The sequence below is a fragment of the Klebsiella sp. 4_1_44FAA genome (assembly GCF_000238715.1).
GTDB lineage: Bacteria > Pseudomonadota > Gammaproteobacteria > Enterobacterales > Enterobacteriaceae > Klebsiella > Klebsiella pneumoniae.
The window spans coordinates 65,718-82,978 of record NZ_JH414802.1 but is presented as its reverse complement, the minus strand read 5'-3'; the positions used below and the strand labels follow the sequence as shown (position 1 = coordinate 82,978).

General features: G+C 59.8%; 19 protein-coding genes and 1 pseudogene. 12 read left to right on the top strand and 8 right to left on the bottom strand.

Features of this window, described 5'->3' with window-relative positions; genetic code table 11:
• From HMPREF1024_RS10035 to HMPREF1024_RS10045, 3 genes are all read left to right on the top strand, one after another.
• Window positions 1–604 (top strand): four-carbon acid sugar kinase family protein (locus HMPREF1024_RS10035; protein WP_009308910.1); only part of this gene is annotated, 604 nt, incomplete at its 5' end.
• Complete coding sequence (locus tag HMPREF1024_RS10040) at window positions 597–1,583, top strand: D-threonate 4-phosphate dehydrogenase (RefSeq protein WP_009308909.1); 987 nt, start codon at window positions 597–599, stop codon at window positions 1,581–1,583. The genes HMPREF1024_RS10035 and HMPREF1024_RS10040, both read left to right, overlap by 8 nt.
• Window position 1,584: 1 nt before the next feature.
• Window positions 1,585–2,346 carry a DeoR/GlpR family DNA-binding transcription regulator gene (locus tag HMPREF1024_RS10045; RefSeq protein WP_002904489.1) on the top strand — a complete coding sequence of 254 codons (762 nt, stop codon included), beginning with the start codon at window positions 1,585–1,587 and terminating at the stop codon, window positions 2,344–2,346.
• Between the two features lie 14 nt (window positions 2,347–2,360).
• Here the strand turns inward: HMPREF1024_RS10045 and HMPREF1024_RS10050 are convergent, their stop codons facing one another.
• Complete coding sequence (locus tag HMPREF1024_RS10050; RefSeq protein WP_009308908.1) at window positions 2,361–3,305, bottom strand: L-lactate dehydrogenase; 945 nt, start codon at window positions 3,303–3,305, stop codon at window positions 2,361–2,363.
• Window positions 3,306–3,449: 144 nt separating this feature from the next.
• Between HMPREF1024_RS10050 and HMPREF1024_RS10055 the strand changes: the two genes are divergently transcribed.
• A complete protein-coding gene (locus HMPREF1024_RS10055) occupies window positions 3,450–3,932 on the top strand; it encodes a GNAT family N-acetyltransferase (RefSeq protein WP_009308907.1) in 483 nt (160 codons plus the stop codon).
• On the opposite strand, the gene HMPREF1024_RS10060 is transcribed toward HMPREF1024_RS10055, so the two are convergent.
• The gene (locus HMPREF1024_RS10060) at window positions 3,886–4,764 is read right to left on the bottom strand and encodes a LysR family transcriptional regulator (RefSeq protein WP_009308906.1); all 879 of its coding nucleotides are present in this window, start codon (window positions 4,762–4,764) and stop codon (window positions 3,886–3,888) included. The genes HMPREF1024_RS10055 and HMPREF1024_RS10060 overlap by 47 nt on opposite strands.
• A 101-nt stretch (window positions 4,765–4,865) precedes the next feature.
• Between HMPREF1024_RS10060 and sad the strand changes: the two genes are divergently transcribed.
• The 7 genes from sad to HMPREF1024_RS10095 all read left to right on the top strand — a co-directional run bounded on the left by sad (window position 4,866) and on the right by HMPREF1024_RS10095 (window position 12,041).
• The gene (gene sad, locus HMPREF1024_RS10065; RefSeq protein ID WP_004179780.1) at window positions 4,866–6,254 is read left to right on the top strand and encodes a succinate-semialdehyde dehydrogenase; all 1,389 of its coding nucleotides are present in this window, start codon (window positions 4,866–4,868) and stop codon (window positions 6,252–6,254) included.
• 80 nt (window positions 6,255–6,334) lie between these two features.
• Entirely contained in the window at window positions 6,335–7,261 is a 927-nt protein-coding gene (glsB, locus tag HMPREF1024_RS10070; protein ID WP_004179782.1) for a glutaminase B, read from the top strand.
• Window positions 7,261–7,629: a DUF4186 domain-containing protein gene (locus tag HMPREF1024_RS10075; RefSeq protein ID WP_002904598.1), complete on the top strand. Its 369-nt coding sequence runs from the start codon at window positions 7,261–7,263 to the stop codon at window positions 7,627–7,629. The genes glsB and HMPREF1024_RS10075 overlap by 1 nt, the downstream gene beginning before the upstream one ends.
• Window positions 7,630–7,743: 114 nt before the next feature.
• Window positions 7,744–9,168: a GGDEF domain-containing protein gene (locus HMPREF1024_RS10080; protein WP_004148352.1), complete on the top strand. Its 1,425-nt coding sequence runs from the start codon at window positions 7,744–7,746 to the stop codon at window positions 9,166–9,168.
• Between the two features lie 77 nt (window positions 9,169–9,245).
• Entirely contained in the window at window positions 9,246–9,776 is a 531-nt protein-coding gene (locus tag HMPREF1024_RS10085) for a GNAT family N-acetyltransferase (protein WP_009308905.1), read from the top strand.
• Between the two features lie 113 nt (window positions 9,777–9,889).
• Window positions 9,890–11,341 carry a tagaturonate reductase gene (locus HMPREF1024_RS10090; protein WP_009308904.1) on the top strand — a complete coding sequence of 484 codons (1,452 nt, stop codon included), beginning with the start codon at window positions 9,890–9,892 and terminating at the stop codon, window positions 11,339–11,341.
• 253 nt (window positions 11,342–11,594) lie between these two features.
• Window positions 11,595–12,041, top strand: a complete 447-nt coding sequence (locus tag HMPREF1024_RS10095) for an N-acetyltransferase (RefSeq protein ID WP_009308903.1) — start codon at window positions 11,595–11,597, stop codon at window positions 12,039–12,041.
• Window positions 12,042–12,251: 210 nt separating this feature from the next.
• On the opposite strand, the gene HMPREF1024_RS10100 is transcribed toward HMPREF1024_RS10095, so the two are convergent.
• The 6 genes from HMPREF1024_RS10100 to HMPREF1024_RS10125 all read right to left on the bottom strand — a co-directional run bounded on the left by HMPREF1024_RS10100 (window position 12,252) and on the right by HMPREF1024_RS10125 (window position 16,358).
• Complete coding sequence (locus tag HMPREF1024_RS10100) at window positions 12,252–12,632, bottom strand: tautomerase family protein (RefSeq protein WP_009308902.1); 381 nt, start codon at window positions 12,630–12,632, stop codon at window positions 12,252–12,254.
• Window positions 12,623–12,943, bottom strand: coding sequence for a carboxymuconolactone decarboxylase family protein (locus HMPREF1024_RS10105; RefSeq protein WP_004143517.1), 321 nt, complete (start codon window positions 12,941–12,943; stop codon window positions 12,623–12,625). The genes HMPREF1024_RS10100 and HMPREF1024_RS10105 overlap by 10 nt, the downstream gene beginning before the upstream one ends.
• 160 nt (window positions 12,944–13,103) lie before the next feature.
• Window positions 13,104–13,865 (bottom strand): trans-aconitate 2-methyltransferase, encoded by a 762-nt coding sequence (gene tam, locus HMPREF1024_RS10110; RefSeq protein WP_009308901.1) that lies wholly within the window; start codon window positions 13,863–13,865, stop codon window positions 13,104–13,106.
• 208 nt (window positions 13,866–14,073) lie between these two features.
• A complete protein-coding gene (locus HMPREF1024_RS10115) occupies window positions 14,074–14,364 on the bottom strand; it encodes a hypothetical protein (RefSeq protein ID WP_002904624.1) in 291 nt (96 codons plus the stop codon).
• 228 nt (window positions 14,365–14,592) lie between these two features.
• Window positions 14,593–15,780 (bottom strand): MFS transporter, encoded by a 1,188-nt coding sequence (locus HMPREF1024_RS10120; protein ID WP_004179791.1) that lies wholly within the window; start codon window positions 15,778–15,780, stop codon window positions 14,593–14,595.
• A 155-nt stretch (window positions 15,781–15,935) separates the two neighbouring features.
• Entirely contained in the window at window positions 15,936–16,358 is a 423-nt protein-coding gene (locus tag HMPREF1024_RS10125; protein WP_009308900.1) for a VOC family protein, read from the bottom strand.
• 207 nt (window positions 16,359–16,565) lie between these two features.
• Between HMPREF1024_RS10125 and HMPREF1024_RS10130 the strand changes: the two are divergent.
• Window positions 16,566–17,261, top strand: a pseudogene (locus HMPREF1024_RS10130) (YbfB/YjiJ family MFS transporter); the annotation flags it as partial.

Sequence of the window (17,261 nt, the reverse complement as noted above, 5' to 3'; positions counted from 1 at the left end):
GGTCGGCTCGGCGGGTCTCTGCGAGGCGCTGGCTCGCCGCCTGCGCCGCAGCGAGCAGGGCCCGCTGCTGGCGGTGGTCGGTTCGATGAGCGAGATGGCGCAGCGTCAGGTTGCTGCGCTGCAGGTCCATTCCCGAGTACGGGTGATTGAAATTGATGTCGAACAGGCCTTTAGCGGATCGCCGAAGGAGGAAGCTTCACGGATCGCCGGGGCGCTGCGCGAGGGCCAGCACTGCGTGGTGACCACCCGCCCGAATCACGCCGTCCGGCAAGGGATTGAAGCCCGGTGCCGTGAACGCGGCCTCAGCCGCGCCGCCTACGGGGAGCACATCTGCGCCTGGCTTGCCGACGTCACGGCGCAGGCGGTGGCGCAGTCTTCCCCTGGCGCGCTGTATCTTTCCGGCGGCGATGTGGCTATCGCCGTCGCGCACGCGCTCGGCGCCACAGGGTTTCAGATCCGCGGCCGGGTGGCGGAGTGCGTTCCATACGGGCATTTTCTCGGCGGCCGCTGGTCGCGGCCGGTGATGACCAAAGCCGGAGGATTCGGCACCGACACCACGCTATTACATGTTGTGAATTTTATTGAGGAGAAACTGAGTGTCTAAGATGATTGCAGTGACAATGGGCGACCCGGCAGGGATTGGTCCGGAGATTATTATCAAATCCCTCGCCGAGGGGGCGCTGAGCGGCGCGCCGGTGGTGGTGGTGGGCTGCGCGCAGACGCTGCGGCGGATCCTGGCGCTAAATATCACACCGCGTGCGGAGCTGCGCATTATTGACCATCCCGCCGAGGCGAGTTTTTCCCCAGCGACCATCAACGTCATTGATGAACCACTCAGCGACCCGCAGGGGCTGCGCCCTGGCGAAGTCCAGGCCCAGGCAGGGGATCTCGCGTTTCGCTGCATCAGGCGGGCGACCGCGCTGGCGCTGGAGGGCGCGGTCGCGGCCATCGCTACCGCGCCGCTGAATAAAGAGGCGCTGCATCTCGCCGGGCACGCTTATCCCGGCCATACCGAACTGCTGGCCCACCTGACGCAGACTACCGATTACGCCATGGTGCTCTATACCGAGAAGCTTAAGGTTATCCATATCACTACCCATATTTCCTTGCGCCAGTTCCTCGATACCCTAAACCAGCCGCGGATTGAGACGGTGATTGGCGTGGCGGATCGCTTTCTGCGCCGCGTCGGCTATCAGCGTCCGCGCATCGCGGTCGCCGGCGTTAACCCGCACGCCGGGGAGAACGGCCTGTTTGGCGATGAAGAGATCCGTATCGTCGCCCCGGCGGTCGCCGCCATGCGGGCGAAGGGAGTGGAGGTGACCGGCCCCTGTCCGCCGGACACGGTGTTTATGCAGTGTCACGAAGGCATGTACGACATGGTGGTGGCGATGTATCACGACCAGGGGCATATTCCGCTGAAGCTGCTGGGATTCTATGACGGGGTGAATATTACCGCCGGGCTGCCGTTTATCCGTACCTCCGCGGATCATGGCACTGCGTTTGATATTGCCTGGACAGGTAAAGCGAAGTCTGAGAGCATGGCAACCTCCATTGAGCTCGCCATGCACATCGCGCAGGAATAACATGAAGGGATATAACCGGTTAGAGCAGATTATGGACTTCCTGAAAAGCCATAATCTGGTGACAGTCGACCAGCTGGTGGCGGCGACCAACGCCTCGCCGGCCACCATTCGCCGCGACCTGATCAAACTCGATCAGGAAGGGGTGATCAGCCGAACGCACGGCGGGGTGACGCTGAACCGGTTTATTCCTTCCCAGCCGACGACGCTGGAGAAAGCCCAGCGCAGTCCGCTTGAGAAGCAGGCTATCGCCAGTGCGGCGGCAGCGCTGGTGAAAGCCGGCGACGCCATTGTGCTTGACGCCGGCACCACCATGATTGAGCTGGCGCGGCAGATCACCCATCTGCCGCTGCGGGTGATCACCAGCGATTTACATATCGCGCTGTTCCTATCGGAATTTAAGCAGATCGAAGTGACGATTATCGGCGGGCGCATCGATGACAGCAGCCAGTCGTGCATCGGCGATCACGGCCGCCGCCTGCTGCAGACCATCTGGCCCGATCTCGCCTTCGTCAGCTGCAACGGCTGGGACCTTGAGAAGGGGATCACCGCCCCGACGGAGGAAAAGGCCGCCCTGAAGCGCGATCTGATGGCCAATGCCCGGCGGCGTATCCTGCTGGCGGACAGCTCCAAATACGGCGCCTGGTCACTGTTCAACATCGCTCCGCTGGCGTCGTTGACCGATATCGTGACCGACGCCCACCTGCCGGATAAAACCCGCGAGGCGCTGGAGACCCTTTCCCCGCAGCTGATCATTGCCGACTGACTCGCAGGCTGCCGTCAGGGCAGACGGGCGATATTGGCCTTGATCACCGCGATCGACTGGCTGAACTTCGCCTGCTCTTCGCCGGCCAGCTGCAGTTCAATGATCTGCTTCACGCCACCCTGGGCCAGCACCGCCGGCACCCCAGCCGCCGCGCCGCTGACCCCGTACTCACCGTCAAGAATGCAGGAGACCGCCAGCGCGCGGTGGCTGCCGGTGAAGATATTGCGGCAGATCTCGGCGATGGTCCCTGCCACGCCATATTCGGTGCAGCCTTTACCCGCGTAGATCTCAAATCCCAGCTTGCGCACTTTGTCAGCCATCGCCTCGCGATCGAGCGGCAGGCCGGTGCGCTGCTGGTAGAGGTCGGCGATTGGCGTGCCATATACCGAGGAGTGCGACCACACCGGAAACTGGGTATCGCCATGCTCGCCGAGGATAAAGGCGTCGATGCTCTGGGCGCCAATCTCCAGTTCCTGCGCCAGCAGGCGACGCAGGCGGGTGGTATCCAGCCAGACGCCGGTGCCCAGCACCTGGCTGCGCGGCAGGCCGGAAAGCTGCCATACCTGCCAGGTGATGATGTCGCAGGGGTTGGTAGCCACCAGAAAGATGCCGTTAAATCCGTTGGCCATCATCGTCGGCACAATGCTCTTCACAATCTTCGCGGTGGAGGTTAGTTCATCCAGCCGGCTCTGGCCGGGGCGCAGCGCGCCGCCGGAGACGGTGATCACCGCGATATCGACATCGGCGCAGTCGCTGGCCTCGCGGGTGGAGATGGTCATCATCCCCGGCAGGTAGGCCGCGGCGTCGCTCAGGTCATGAGCGTGGGCCTCAGCGCGCTGTTGGTTAAGGTCGACGAGGATCAGCTCCTCGCAAATGCTCTGGTTGAGCAGGGCGTAGGCCGCCGACGCGCCGACATTGCCGGCGCCAATAATCATCACTTTACGGGCTTTGGTGCGCATATTCAGATCTCAAGTACGAACGGCAGGGGATAAAATTACTGTGTTTCAGTGGGTTAGCGCAATAGGCGGGCGGCAATATAAGTTAATGCTATGTCGGGAAAAGCCGCCGGCCGCGCTACAGTGGGGTAAAAAAGGAGCTCACCTATGTACACCATCACCGACATCGCCCCTACCGACGCCGAATTTATCGCCCTGATTGCCGCCCTCGACGCCTGGCAGGAGACCCTCTACCCGGCGGAGAGCAACCACCTGCTGGACCTTAGCCAGCTGCCGCCGCAGACGGTCATCGCCCTGGCGATCCGCAGCCCGCAGGGCGAGGCCGTTGGCTGCGGGGCTATTGTCCTCAGTGAGGAAGGCTTTGGCGAGATGAAGCGGGTCTATATCGATCCTCAGCACCGTGGCCAGCAGCTGGGAGAAAAGCTGCTGGCGGCGCTGGAAGCGAAAGCGCGTCAGCGCGACTGCCATACCCTGCGCCTGGAGACCGGTATCCATCAGCATGCGGCCATCGCCCTCTACACGCGCAACGGCTACCAGAGCCGCTGCGCGTTTGCGCCGTATCAACCCGATCCGCTCAGCGTGTTTATGGAGAAACCACTGTTTGCCGATCTTCGTTCAGCAGCGCTGTAAACGCCTCCAGCTGGCGGGTTTTGGCGCCCCGGCGCCACACCAGCCAGGTGGTGAGCCAGCGCCACTCTTCGGCCAGCGGCCAGGCGGAAACCTGCTGATGGCCGGGCATACTCTCCAGCATGCTGCGCGGGATCAACGCCAGGCCGGCGCCGGCGATGACGCAGGCCAGCATCCCGTGGTAAGACTCCATCTCGTGGATCCTGCCCGGGGTCGCTCTGTCGGCATGAAACCAGCTCTCAAAATGCCGGCGATAGGAACAGTTGGCGCGAAAGGCGTAGACGTTGGCCCCGTTCACTTCGCTGGCGCGGGTGATGGGTGCGTGGCCGTAGGGGGCGACGATCATCATCTCTTCAGGGAACACCGGCAGCCCCTCCAGGCCCGGATGCACCAACGGGCCGTCGACAAACGCGGCGCTCAGGGCGCCTTCCAGTACGCCGTCGATCATCGTCCCGGAAGGGCCGGTTGAGAGCGCCAGATGAATTTTCGGGTAGCGCTGATTAAAGTGGGCCAGAGTGCTGGGGATCCGTACCGCCGCGGTGCTCTCCAGCGAACCAAGAGAAAACAGCCCCTGGGGTTCGTCGCCCGCCACCACCATTCGCGCCTCGTCCACCAGGGCGAGGATCTGCTGGCTATAGCGCAAAAAGCTGTGTCCCGCAGGCGACAGGCGCAGGCGCTGGTTCTCGCGGATAAACAGCTCAACGCCGAGGTCGGCCTCCAGCTGGCGGATGCGGGTGGTGAGGTTGGACGGCACGCGATGCACTTTCTGCGCCGCCTGGGTAATACTGCCGGTGCTGGCGACAGCGTTAAACATCTCTAGCTGAGTCAGGTCCATGATATTCTTCTTTTGTGAATGCGTTGCTTAATATTATTCATTTTCAATGAATGGAAAGGTAAGCCAGAATACGGACACTTCGCAAGCAACGAGAGAGAATAATGATGAATTTATCTGCAACGCACGCCGTCTCCGTCAATCCGACTACCGGTGAGGTGGTCTCCTCGCTGCCGTGGGCCAGCGAACGCGAGGTCGACGCGGCCATCGCGCTCGCCGCGGCGGGCTATCGCCAGTGGCGTCAGACGCCGCTTGCCGACCGCGCCGATGCCCTGCGCCGCATCGGGGCCGCGCTGCGCGCCCGCGGTGAAGAGGTGGCCCAGATGATCACCCTTGAGATGGGCAAGCCGATCGCTCAGGCGCGCGGCGAGGTGGCGAAATCGGCCAACCTCTGCGACTGGTACGCTGAACACGGCCCGGCGATGCTGGCGACGGAAGCTACCCTGGTGGAAAATAACCAGGCGGTAATAGAGTATCGTCCACTGGGTGCCATTCTGGCGGTCATGCCGTGGAACTTCCCGGTCTGGCAGGTGATGCGCGGCGCGGTGCCGATCCTGCTGGCCGGCAACAGCTATCTGCTGAAGCATGCCCCGAACGTGATGGGCAGCGCCCGTCTGCTGGGCGAGATTTTTGCCGCCGCCGGCCTGCCGGATGGTGTATTTGGTTGGGTGAACGCCACCAATGACGGCGTTTCGCAGATTATCAATGACGACCGCATCGCGGCGGTGACCGTCACCGGCAGCGTCCGCGCCGGGAAGGCGATTGGCGCCCAGGCGGGCGCGGCGCTGAAGAAATGCGTGCTTGAGCTGGGGGGATCCGATCCCTTTATCGTGCTCAACGATGCCGATCTCGATGAAGCGGTAAAAGCCGCCGTCACCGGCCGCTATCAGAACAGCGGCCAGGTGTGTGCGGCGTCGAAACGCTTTATTCTCGAAGCCGGCATTGCCGAGGCCTTCACCCGCAAATTTGTCGACGCCGTGGCGGCGCTGAAGATGGGCGACCCGCGCGATGAGCAAAACTACGTCGGACCGATGGCGCGGTTCGATTTACGCGATGAACTGCACCAGCAGGTAACGGCTACCCTTGATGAAGGAGCGACTCTGCTGCTGGGCGCGGAAAAAATCGAAGGGGCGGGCAACTACTATGCGCCAACGGTGCTGGGCAACGTCACCGCCGGGATGACCGGCTTTCGTCAGGAGCTGTTTGGTCCGGTAGCAACCCTGACCACCGCTCGCGACGCTGACCATGCACTGGCCCTCGCCAACGACAGCGAGTTTGGCCTGTCCGCCACGGTCTATACCACCGACGAGGCGCAGGCCCAGCGCTTTGCCCGCGAGCTGGAGTGCGGCGGCGTCTTCCTCAATGGCTACTGCGCCAGCGACGCCCGCGTGGCCTTCGGCGGCGTGAAGAAGAGCGGTTTTGGCCGCGAGCTGTCGCATTTTGGCCTGCACGAGTTCTGTAATGCGCAGACCGTCTGGAAAGACCGTCGCTAATCAACGTTAGCCCCTGACGACCGTCGTCCACGTCTGCTATACTCGCCCACCGAATTTTGATGGTGGGCAAGGAGCCGCGTGTGGCGACGGTTATCAATAATGCAATGCTGGAAGCCATTCTGGCAGAAATCAGGCCGCTGATTGGCCGCGGAAAAGTGGCGGATTATATTCCGGCGCTGGCCAGCGTCAGCGGCGACAAGCTTGGTATCGCGATCAGTACGGTGGACGGTCAGCACTTTGCCGCTGGCGATGCCCATGAACGTTTTTCCATCCAGTCAATCTCCAAGGTATTGAGCCTGGTGGTGGCCATGAACCACTATCAGGAGGAGGAGATCTGGCAGCGGGTGGGGAAAGATCCTTCCGGCCAGCCCTTTAACTCGCTTCTGCAGCTGGAGATCGAGCAGGGCAAACCGCGCAACCCGTTTATCAACGCCGGGGCACTGGTCGTCTGCGACATGCTGCAGAGCCGGCTCAGCGCCCCGCGTCAGCGGATGCTGGAGATTGTCCGCCGTCTGAGCGGCGTGGCCGATATCGCCTACGATCCGGTGGTGGCTCGCTCAGAGTTTGAGCATTCGGCGCGCAACGCCGCCATCGCCTGGCTGATGAAATCCTTTGGTAACTTCCATAACGACGTCGCCACCGTGCTGCAGAACTATTTCCACTACTGTTCGCTGGAGATGAGCTGCGTTGAGCTGGCGCGAACCTTTCTGTTTCTCGCCGACCGCGGCATTGCCCCGCATCTCGACGCGCCGGTTATTGCGCCCATCCAGTCCCGCCAGGTTAATGCCCTGATGATGACCAGCGGCATGTACCAGAACGCCGGTGAATTCGCCTGGCGCGTTGGCCTGCCGGCGAAATCGGGCGTCGGCGGCGGGATCGTGGCGATTGTCCCGCAGGAGATGGCGATCGCCGTGTGGAGCCCGGAGCTTGACGACGCCGGGAACTCGCTGGCCGGCGTGGCGATGCTGGAAAAACTGACTCAGCGGATGGGGAGGTCGGTGTTCTGATGGTCGATCAGGATCGCTTGTTTGCGCGCCTGGCGCGCTCGACGTTTCGCTCACGCTTCCGTCTGGGGGGGAAAGAGCGGCAATATTGTCTCGATAAGGGACCGGAGGTCATCGATCGGCATGCCGCAGACTTTATTCGCCAGCGGCTGGCGCCCGCTGCGCCGATCAATGATGGCAAGCAGACGCCGATGCGCGGTCACCCGGTGTTTATCGCCCAGCACGCGACCGCTACCTGCTGTCGCGGCTGCCTGGAAAAATGGCATGCCATTCCCCACGGCCGCGCGCTGAGTGAGCCGGAGCAGGACTATATCGTGCAGGTCATCCACCGCTGGCTGGTGCTACAAATGAATGCGCCGTCTGTGCGCTAATTTGCATTTGATCGGCGCCGGAGTATGCCTGATAAATATTCTCATGTTATGATAATCCGCTAACTAACTATTAACATAATAATTTCCTGAAACAATTAGACGGATAATTACTGAATGTCTTCACTGTCGATTCGGTCATTTACGCTGTTTCGTGAAGAACAACCCGTGCGCGATGCATTGGTCTTATTTACGTTAACGCTACTGCTGCATTTTCTTGGCGCTATGCTGCGTCTGGTGCAGGAGCTCTCTTTCTTCTGGCCGCTCAATGCAGTGATGGCCGGGATTTTTGCACGCTATGTATGGCTTAACCGCAGCTATTTTTATGCCGTCTGTTTTGCGGCAATGCTGGTCTATGACGGATTAACCTCGCGCTGGGGAATGGGCTTTGCCTCATTGCTGATTAACTTTTCCAATATTGTCTTTATTGTGACGCTGGCGCAGCTGGTGCTGTGGGATAAACGTCGCGCCGACTCCATGCCGGGCCCGATAAACGCGCTTAATTTATTCTGTTTCTGCCTGTTAGCCGCCTTACTGTGCGCAGCGGTCGGCGCGCTGGGGTCGGTGGATGTTGAACGCGCCACCTTCGTTCCCCAGCTGGCGGACTGGTTTAGCGAACAGTTCTCAACGGCGGTATTAATCCTGCCCTTTATTCTGACCCTGACGCTGCCTTCGGCATTAAGCGGTTTTCGCTTTCGCCAGCTGCTGCCGGTGCTGGCGCTGGTCCTGTCAATTGCGCTTGGCGTGGCGGTAGGCGGCGCGGGCAGCATTACCTTCCCGTTGCCGGCTTTGATCTGGTGCGCTGTACGCTATCCGCTGCCGCTGACCTGTCTGCTGACTTTTCTCACTGGCATCGGCGAAATACTGCTGGTCGCTAATTCGTTAATTCACTTTTCGCCAGATGCGCGAATGCAGCCGTGGCAGCTGTTCTCCACCCGCCTCGGAATTGCCGCCATGCTGATTAGCCCGGTGATTGTCGCATCCAGTGTCGAAGCGATTAACACGCTGGTGAAGCAGCTGGCCCTGCGCGCCGATTTTGACTTTCAGACCCGCGTCTATTCCCGTTCCGGACTGAGCGAAGCGTTGAAGCGTCAGACGCTGCCGGCGGATAAGCTGCTGACGGTGATGGTGCTGGATATCGATGGCTTCAAACGGGTGAATGATGCTCTGGGCCATGAAGGCGGCGATTGCGTGCTGACCCAGTTTGCCCAGCAGGTTCGACAGCTGGTGGGTGAGCAGGGGATGGTGGCCCGTATCGGCGGCGAAGAGTTTGCGGTGGCCGCCGTCGTCGACAGCGCCCAGCAGGGCTATTTGCTGGCGGAAAAGATCCGTCACGGGGTGGAGTCGCAGCCTTTCGGCCTGGGCCAGAACCCGATCCACCTGACCATCAGTCTGGGACTGGAGACGCGCGAGGTAGGCCACGCCCGCATCACCGAGCTGTTTAACCAGCTGCTGTTGGCGGCGGACGATGAGATGGTGAAAGCCAAACAGAGCGGTCGTAACCAAATTTGTATGCCGACGCTGACCGAAAGCGCGCCATAAGAAAATCCTATCGGGATCCTACTTGTGCTAATTTTTGGTTAAAAACATAGTGATGTGGTCGATAACAGGGAGCTTTTATGACCACATCCTTTTCACTGCGCACGCTCTCGCGTGACGATATTCTCCATCACCTCCCGGCATTAAGCGAGATCCTGGCAAGCTGCGTCAACGGCGGCGCCTCGGTGAGCTTTATGCTGCCTTTCGCGCCGCAAACGGCGATAACGTTCTGGCAACGCACTGCCGACAGCGTGGCGGCCGGGGAGCGCATTGTGCTGGCCGCCTTCGACGCGGAGGAACGTCCCGTTGGCACCGTGCAACTTATCACCAGTCAACCGGAAAACCAGCCCCATCGAGCGGATGTCGCCAAATTATTGGTTCACCAAAATGTCCGCCGCAAGGGGATCGCCCAGGCGTTGATGAGCGAGCTGGAGCGCATTGCCCGGCGGGAAAGGAAGACGGTGCTGGTGCTGGACACGGCGACCGGCAGCGGGGCGGAACAGTTCTATGCCCGCTGCGGCTGGGAAAAAGTGGGGGAAATTCCGCGCTATGCGCTGATGCCCGACGGCGAAATGACTGCCACCTCACTATTCTATAAGTTTCTGCCCTGACGGCCGCTATTGCAGATTGCTTTGATCAAAACAGGGTTTCACTGGTAGAAAAACCTGATAACTTATTGGACCAATTACTCAGGTTGTATGACTACTATTAGAGGGAACCCATTGTGAAAACTTTAAACCGTCGTGATTTCCCCGGCGCGCAGTACCCTGACCGTATCATCCAGTTTGGGGAAGGTAACTTCCTGCGCGCATTCGTTGACTGGCAGATCGACCTGCTCAACGAGCATACCGACCTGAATGCGGGCATCGTGGTCGTGCGGCCTATCGCCACAGATTTTCCGCCTTCGCTGAACACCCAGGATGGCCTGTACACGACTATTATTCGCGGCCTGAACGAGCAGGGCGAAGCGGTCAGCGATGCGCGTCTTATCCGCTCGGTCAACCGGGAGATCAGCGCTTACGCAGACTTCGACGCTTTTTTACGCCTGGCGCATAACCCGGAGATGCGGTTTGTCTTCTCCAACACCACCGAGGCGGGCATCAGCTACCATGCCGGGGATCGGTTTGACGACGCGCCGCCGGTCAGTTATCCGGCGAAACTGACCCGTCTGTTGTTTGAGCGTTATCAGCATTTCGCCGGTGCGGCCGACAAGGGATGGGTGATTATTCCCTGCGAGCTGATCGATTATAACGGCGAGGCGCTGCAGGCGCTGGTGCTGCGCTATGCTAGCGAATGGGAACTGCCGCAGGCATTTATCACCTGGCTGACCTCAGCGAATACCTTCTGTTCGACGCTGGTGGATCGCATTGTGACCGGCTATCCGCGTGATGAAGTGGAGGCTCTCGAGGCGCAGACCGGCTATAAAGATGCTTTCCTTGATACCGCTGAGCATTTCTACCTGTTCGTTATCCAGGGACCTGCCTCGCTGGAGGCCGAGCTGCGTCTCGATAAACTGCCGCTGAATGTGCGCATTGTGGACGATATTAAGCCGTATAAAGAACGCAAAGTGGCGATCCTTAACGGGGCGCACACCGCGCTGGTGCCGGTGGCCTTCCTGGCCGGGATCGACACCGTGGGTGAGGCGATGAACGACGCAGAGATTTGCGCGTTTGTCGAAAAGGCGATTTATGACGAGATTATTCCGGTGCTGGATCTGCCGCGCGATGAGCTGGTGTCATTCGCCAGCGCCGTGACAGGGCGCTTCCGTAATCCCTATATTAAACATCAGCTGCTCTCGATTGCGCTCAACGGCATGACCAAGTACCGCACCCGTATTCTGCCGCAGCTGCTGGCGGGGCAGAAAGCGCATGGCGCGCTGCCGCCGCGTCTGACCTTTGCCCTGGCGGCGCTGATCGCCTTTTACCGGGGAGAGCGGGATGGTGAGAGCTATCCAGTACAGGATGACGCCGACTGGATATCGCGCTATCAAACGCTGTGGGCCCGCCATCGCGATGGCCAGATGAGCACTCGCGAGCTGGTCACCGCCGTGCTCAGCGTGGCGGATCACTGGCAGCAGGATCTGAGCCAGACCCCGGGGCTGGTGGAGCTGGTGACTGCCGACCTTGACGCTATCCTGACCTGCGGTATGCGCGACGCCGTCAAACCTCTTTGCTGATAGTCCATCTATACACCCGGCTGCGGCCGGGTTGTGCAGGATTTTTATTAGTTACAACATACCATTATACTAACCTGTAACAGCCGGTCAGTGGCTCCTCTGCATACGGCTTTTTAGTGCCAAATCGTTCCGAACAGCAGGAGAATTATGGCCGAAGCGCTTGAACAAATATCTGCGCAGGAAAATAATGACCTCAACTCATATCTCCTGCCAATATTCGCAGGCTAATGCATTCATCTGTAAGGAAACTCTCATGGTCATCGATATCCGGGAAGTACGGCCCCACGACAAAGCCGAATGGCTTCAGCTTTGGCAAGGCTACACTCGTTTTTACGGTAGCCCGCAGCCGGAAGAGGTGACCAAATGCACCTGGCAGCGGATGCTGGATGTAAACTCGTCTGTATTGGGAAGAGTCGCGGTGGTGGATGATGCGGTGGTCGGCTTCGCTATCTGTGTTCTTCATGAGGGAACCTGGGTTACCACGCCGATCTGCTATCTGGAGGATCTGTTTGTCGATCCCGCCTTCCGTGGACAGGGTATTGCCAGAACCATGATTAAGTCGCTGCAAAGCGAAGGGGCGGACAAAGGCTGGTCGCGGCTGTACTGGCATACGCGCCGTGATAATCCCGCCCGTCATCTGTATGATGAGTTTACCCCGGCTGACGATTACGTACGCTACAGGATCACGCTTGAGTCCTGAAGCGGTAAGAGGTTGTTAAGCTTTTCCCGCTATAACAGGGGAAACAGGCTCAGGAGAAGCAACGATGGAAAAACGTCTTGAAACAGTGGTCAATGTGATTATGTTTCTTTCGCTATTGGCAACGGCCTGGGATCTCTCGCTGGTGCATCATCTCGCCTGGTAGTAAATTATATCATCTGAAACGCGGCGCCTCTTGCGGCGCCGCCTGTCTCATTCATCCGCCATCTTCCCTGCGCTAAAACTCCAGTCCTCCAGTTGGTTAAACTGGATAACCACCATCACGTCCTGCGGGCTGACCGCCATCTCGTCGTCTAACCGCGCGCAGAGCCGACGATAGAGTCCCTGTTTCTGCGCCCGGCTGCGCGGTTTTCCGGCGAAAATATGAAACAGCACGAAGCGGGCGCTGCGTCCTTCGCTGAGGTAGTGCGGGTCGTAAATGCGCTGCTCATCGGCGGCCCGTTCGATAAACTGAAATCTGTCTGCTGACGGAACGTCGAACTCCGCCACCAGACACTCATGAAAGAGCGCCGACAATTGAGCAAACTCCGCGGGATGCCAGGCGGTGCCAAGCGAAATTCGGGTCAGGGGCATGACGCCTCCTGCGCGTTCAGACAGGTCAGGGCGCTGGCCGCAGCCGGCCAACCGGCATAGAACGCCAGATGGGTAAACAATTCGACAATTTCTTCCCGGCTCAGGCCATTCTGATAGCCGAGCGCGATGTGCCACGGCAGCTGTTCAGTTTTGCCCTGCGCCGTCAGGGCGGAAAGGGTGATCAGGCTGCGTTCGCGGGGCGACAGCTCGCTCCGCGCCCAGATATCGCCAAACAGCACCGTTTCGGTCAGCTCGGCTAGCTTTGGCGCGATAGCAGCCAGCGTTCGGCGATCGACAGGAGGAGTACTCATAGTGATTCTCTTTGCAGGTTAAAGGAGTCATCACTGTCGCACGCTGACTAAGATATTGAATATCGCAACGTTCGGGATTATCAATCCTGAAAATCAGGATGGTATAGCCGATCCTTTACACCTTTCATCACTCCGCTTTTCTGCCCACCTATCCCAACGGTCAGGCGGCGATCTTTCGCGCCACGATAAACAGCCGTGGGAAACGCAGGAGCACCTTCCCGTTACACTGTAACGGATAGTGTGCGGCCAGCAATGCGAGATAGCGTGTGAGAAACGCGCTTCCGGCCTGCTCGTCCAGGCCTGCCAGATAGGGGCGTAACCCGGTGCCCTGCAGCCAGTCGACAATCGCCTGATGAGAAGCAAGGGGATGAAAATAGGTGGTGCGCCAGATATCAACTTCGCAACCCTGGCGGCTGAGCAGATCGTACCAGGCGGCGGGCGGGAGTAACGGCTGGCGTCCACGGTCCGGCAACCCCATCTCGCTGGCAACCTGACGCATCAGGGTATGGGAAGGTTCCTGCCAGTTATCCGGCATCTGCACTGCCAGCGTTCCGTTGTCCGCCAGCTGGTTTACCAGATGGGGGAAAAGCGTCTCATGATCCGTCAGCCACTGCAGAGAGGCGTTGGCATAGATCACATCTGGCGGTTGCGCAGGCCGCCAGCGGGCAATATCGGCATCAATGAATTCGCAGTCGGGTAAGGCCTGCGCCGCCTGGACCACCATGGCCGGGGAGTTATCGATACCGACGATCGTCGCCAACGGCCAGGCGGCGCGTAGCAGGCGGGTGCTGTTTCCCGGCCCGCAGCCGAGGTCGACGGCGTGCTCGACCTGCAGATGGGCAATACGCGAGAGCAGGTCGGCCGCGGGGCGGGTACGTTCAGCGTCAAATTGCAGATACAACGAAGGATTCCAGTCGGCCATCGGGTGCAGTTCCTGTGTGAGGAGGGAGACAGGGAAAAGCATAGAACGCGTCAGGCGGCATGTCAGCGGTTAATGAACCTCAGCGGTCACCTTTGTGCGTGACAGTGTCACAAAATAGAACGTGGCTGGATTGCGCCTGCGCTGTTGGCCGAACCTGGGATTGAGACATGGCAGGGAACGTCTCTGTGCCCGTGGCGGGCGCAGGAGCCTATTCGGCGTTTTTGAGCGCCTCGGCGCGGCTGGCGGTGGCGTAGACAAAATCCAGCATCGGCTCGAGATCGGTGTCATAGCCAGCCTGAATAATTTTTCCTCGCAGCCATTCGATTTCACTGGTGATATCGGGAGGAAAAATGTTGTTATCCTGCGCCCGGCGCAGCCATTTCAGCAGAAAGTTATTCTTTCCCCTGATACCACCCGCTTTTTTCGATTTTCCGTGCATCTTCAGCGCGACCAGGACGCAGTAATAGAAATGAACGCGCTGATTAAAACTTTGGTGCATGTCTGTGTTTCCCGCCAGAATCAGGAATTCACCGTGTGGGTCAGTGATTCGGATTGGACTACGGTACCGGGCTGGATCGTTGCGCGAACTCTGTTGTCTACCAGTACCGTCCATGCATCTGTTGCCAGACGCTGACGGGATGTTGGCACGGAAGCCGAATCGTCGTCAATTGCCGATTCATTTTTTGCCGGCGTCATCGGACCGCGGCGGCCCGCGAGCCGGGCCACACTACTCTCTGGCGACAAGCCGCTGTTGCCGATGTACGCGGAAAATCAGCAGGAATGCGAGCGCCACCACGATCGCCGCCAGCAGATACAGCGTGGCGAGATCGTAGAACCCGGCGACCCAGCCGGCCAGCGGCCCGGTCAGGCCCAGCGCCAGATCAAGAAACGCCGAGTAGGTGCCGAGGGCGGTTCCCTGATTTTGCTCTTCCACCTGTTTTACCGCCTCAACTCCTAAAGCCGGAAAGACCAGCGAGAAACCCGAACCGGTGAGAAAGGCGCCGACGCCGGCCATCCATGCTGATGGCGCCAGCCAGATAAGCAGCAGGCCGAGACTTTCGATGATGAAGCAGGCCAGGGAGACCGGGACTCCGCCAAAGCGGGTAATGGTATTTCCCAGCACCAGGCGAACGCAGATAAAGCCGACGCTGAACAGCGAAAGGGTAAACGCGGCGCCCTGCCAGCTGTGCGCGGCGAAGTAGAGGGTGATAAAGGTGGCGATAACGCCGAAACCGACGGTGCCAAAGGCCAGCCCCAGGCCGTAAGGCCAGATTTTTCGCACCACCGCGTGAAAGGGCGCTCTGGCGCCGGCGGTCACCTTGACGTCCTGGCGGGTACGAGCGAACAGCAGACCGATGGCCGCGACCAGCACTACCACCGTAGCAAAGCCGCTGATGCCAAAATAGTGATTGAGGGTAACTCCCAGCGGCGCCCCGACCGCCATCGCCACATAGGTCGCCACGCCGTTCCAGGAGATAACCCGTGACGTGTGGATCGCGCCGACGGTTTTGATCCCCCACAGGGTGGCGCCGGTGGCGGTAAAGCTCTCGCCGACGCCGAGAAACACCCGGCCCGCCAGCAGCGCGGCAATGGCCAGCATCGGCGTTGCCTGCAGGACTACCGCCAGTAGCGTGAAGGCGCCACTGAGCAGGCAGCAGACGATCCCAAGGCTGACCACTTTTTTCGGCCCCCAGATATCGGTATAGCGCCCGGCGTGCGGCCGGCTTATCAGCGTCGATATGTACTGCAGACTGATCACAATTCCGGCCACAAAGGTGCTGTAGCCCAGCTGATAGTGAATATAGCCCGGCAGTACGGCCAGCGGCAGACCAATGGAGAGATAGCAGATACAGGTAAAAACAACGATCGAAATAATGCGCAAATTGAGTTGTGTAGTGCTGACGGAAGTGCTCATAGGGATAAGAGGTTAATACAACGGGATGTGTAGCATAGCGCGCCGTGAGGACGCTGGCGAGGCGCGACAGCGTTTTATCGGTAACCGACGGGAACGATATTTGTACGAATGTAAATAACTGCTTTTACAGCGCTTAACGCCCGCCTCGCTCAGCGTCAGCTCGCCGCCATACCCGACGAATCACACACCATGCCCCAGGCGCGGTTTTGCAATACCGTGCGGTAGCCGTCCCGGTCGACGAAAGTGACGCCATTGACCTCCCAGTAAGGGTTAAACGCCGTAACGCGCAGAAATCCGGCGGCGTCCATGGCTGCGCACTGTGCCTCCCATGCCGCCTGCTGCGGATAGTACAGCACCAGCAGATCTTCATCGCCTGGCGAGGGGGTGACGGGATGGTGGCGGCAGTGGGTGAATTCCAGATGCCAGCCCGCTTCGGGCGCGCCGAGCATTATCCCGCTGAATCCTTCATGATCGGTAAAGCTGCCGAGCAGCTCGAGTCCCAGCCCGGCGCAATACAAGCTGGCGGTGGTGTCCAGTTCGCTGACCGGCCTGGCAATGCGCATATGACAGAACGACATAATGACTCCCGTGAGCATAAGTTGAGTTGATACTGTACCGGTAAATCGGCCCGGCGTGTGTTAAGCCGTGCCCAGGCGCCACCTTCTCTCTGTAAATACCATAGCGGATTAACATCCGCCTTGCGCCAACAATACCTCTCCATCATAATAAAAAAAGAATCATTCAATCTTATTATTCTTAAATTGAGAATCACTGTGGGGTGGTGGATGAATAACCAATCGCGCCAGGCCTTATGGCTGGCACTGGCTGGATCGATAGTACTGATGATCGGCATGGGCTACGGGCGCTTTGCCTTCACCGGCGTGCTGCCGCTTATGCTTAATGAAGGTCTGTTAACCCTGCACGAGGGCAATCTCGCCGCGTCGGCCAATTACGCTGGCTATCTGGTCGGTGCGTTGCTGCTGGCGCGGGTGCAGCCTGGGGCCGCCACCCGACTGAGCATTATCTCCGCCGGGTTGACCATCGCCAGCCTGGCGCTGCTGGCCTGGGTGAGCTCGCCGTGGACCATTATTACGCTGCGCGCCGTCGCGGGCGCGCTGAGCGCGATAACGCTGATTGCAGGTTCGCTGTGGCTGCTGGAACATATGGGGCATCATCACGGGGCGCCGTTGCTGTATGCCGGGGTGGGGCTGGGGATATTTATCTCCGCGGAGGGGATCGCCCTTGGACATGCCCTGAACCTCACCAGCCAGCAGATCTGGCTGCTCTGCGCATTATGCGCCGGTCTGCTGCTGGCGCTGGCGATCCGTTGGCTGCTGACTCCGCCGGCTGCACTGGTGCGGGTTTCCCATGTTGAAACCTCCTCGCCTGCGTCCGGGAGCGATACCCGTCGCGCGGCGTGGCGACTCTTGATGGTTTACGGTCTGGCGGGCTTCGGCTATAGTCATCACCGCCACTTATCT

What these genes read in the sequence shown, in the direction of transcription:
- HMPREF1024_RS10120 (WP_004179791.1), bottom strand. Translation starts at nt 15,780, where the DNA reads ATGAGCACTTCCGTCAGCACTACACAACTCAATTTGCGCATTATTTCG.
- HMPREF1024_RS10095 (WP_009308903.1), top strand. Translation starts at nt 11,595, where the DNA reads ATGGTCATCGATATCCGGGAAGTACGGCCCCACGACAAAGCCGAATGG.
- tam (WP_009308901.1), bottom strand. Translation starts at nt 13,865, where the DNA reads ATGGCCGACTGGAATCCTTCGTTGTATCTGCAATTTGACGCTGAACGT.
- HMPREF1024_RS10075 (WP_002904598.1), top strand. Translation starts at nt 7,261, where the DNA reads ATGGTCGATCAGGATCGCTTGTTTGCGCGCCTGGCGCGCTCGACGTTT.
- HMPREF1024_RS10100 (WP_009308902.1), bottom strand. Translation starts at nt 12,632, where the DNA reads ATGCCCCTGACCCGAATTTCGCTTGGCACCGCCTGGCATCCCGCGGAG.
- HMPREF1024_RS10115 (WP_002904624.1), bottom strand. Translation starts at nt 14,364, where the DNA reads ATGCACCAAAGTTTTAATCAGCGCGTTCATTTCTATTACTGCGTCCTG.
- HMPREF1024_RS10085 (WP_009308905.1), top strand. Translation starts at nt 9,246, where the DNA reads ATGACCACATCCTTTTCACTGCGCACGCTCTCGCGTGACGATATTCTC.
- sad (WP_004179780.1), top strand. Translation starts at nt 4,866, where the DNA reads ATGATGAATTTATCTGCAACGCACGCCGTCTCCGTCAATCCGACTACC.
- HMPREF1024_RS10080 (WP_004148352.1), top strand. Translation starts at nt 7,744, where the DNA reads ATGTCTTCACTGTCGATTCGGTCATTTACGCTGTTTCGTGAAGAACAA.
- HMPREF1024_RS10060 (WP_009308906.1), bottom strand. Translation starts at nt 4,764, where the DNA reads ATGGACCTGACTCAGCTAGAGATGTTTAACGCTGTCGCCAGCACCGGC.
- HMPREF1024_RS10050 (WP_009308908.1), bottom strand. Translation starts at nt 3,305, where the DNA reads ATGCGCACCAAAGCCCGTAAAGTGATGATTATTGGCGCCGGCAATGTC.
- HMPREF1024_RS10055 (WP_009308907.1), top strand. Translation starts at nt 3,450, where the DNA reads ATGTACACCATCACCGACATCGCCCCTACCGACGCCGAATTTATCGCC.
- HMPREF1024_RS10045 (WP_002904489.1), top strand. Translation starts at nt 1,585, where the DNA reads ATGAAGGGATATAACCGGTTAGAGCAGATTATGGACTTCCTGAAAAGC.
- HMPREF1024_RS10125 (WP_009308900.1), bottom strand. Translation starts at nt 16,358, where the DNA reads ATGTCGTTCTGTCATATGCGCATTGCCAGGCCGGTCAGCGAACTGGAC.
- HMPREF1024_RS10105 (WP_004143517.1), bottom strand. Translation starts at nt 12,943, where the DNA reads ATGAGTACTCCTCCTGTCGATCGCCGAACGCTGGCTGCTATCGCGCCA.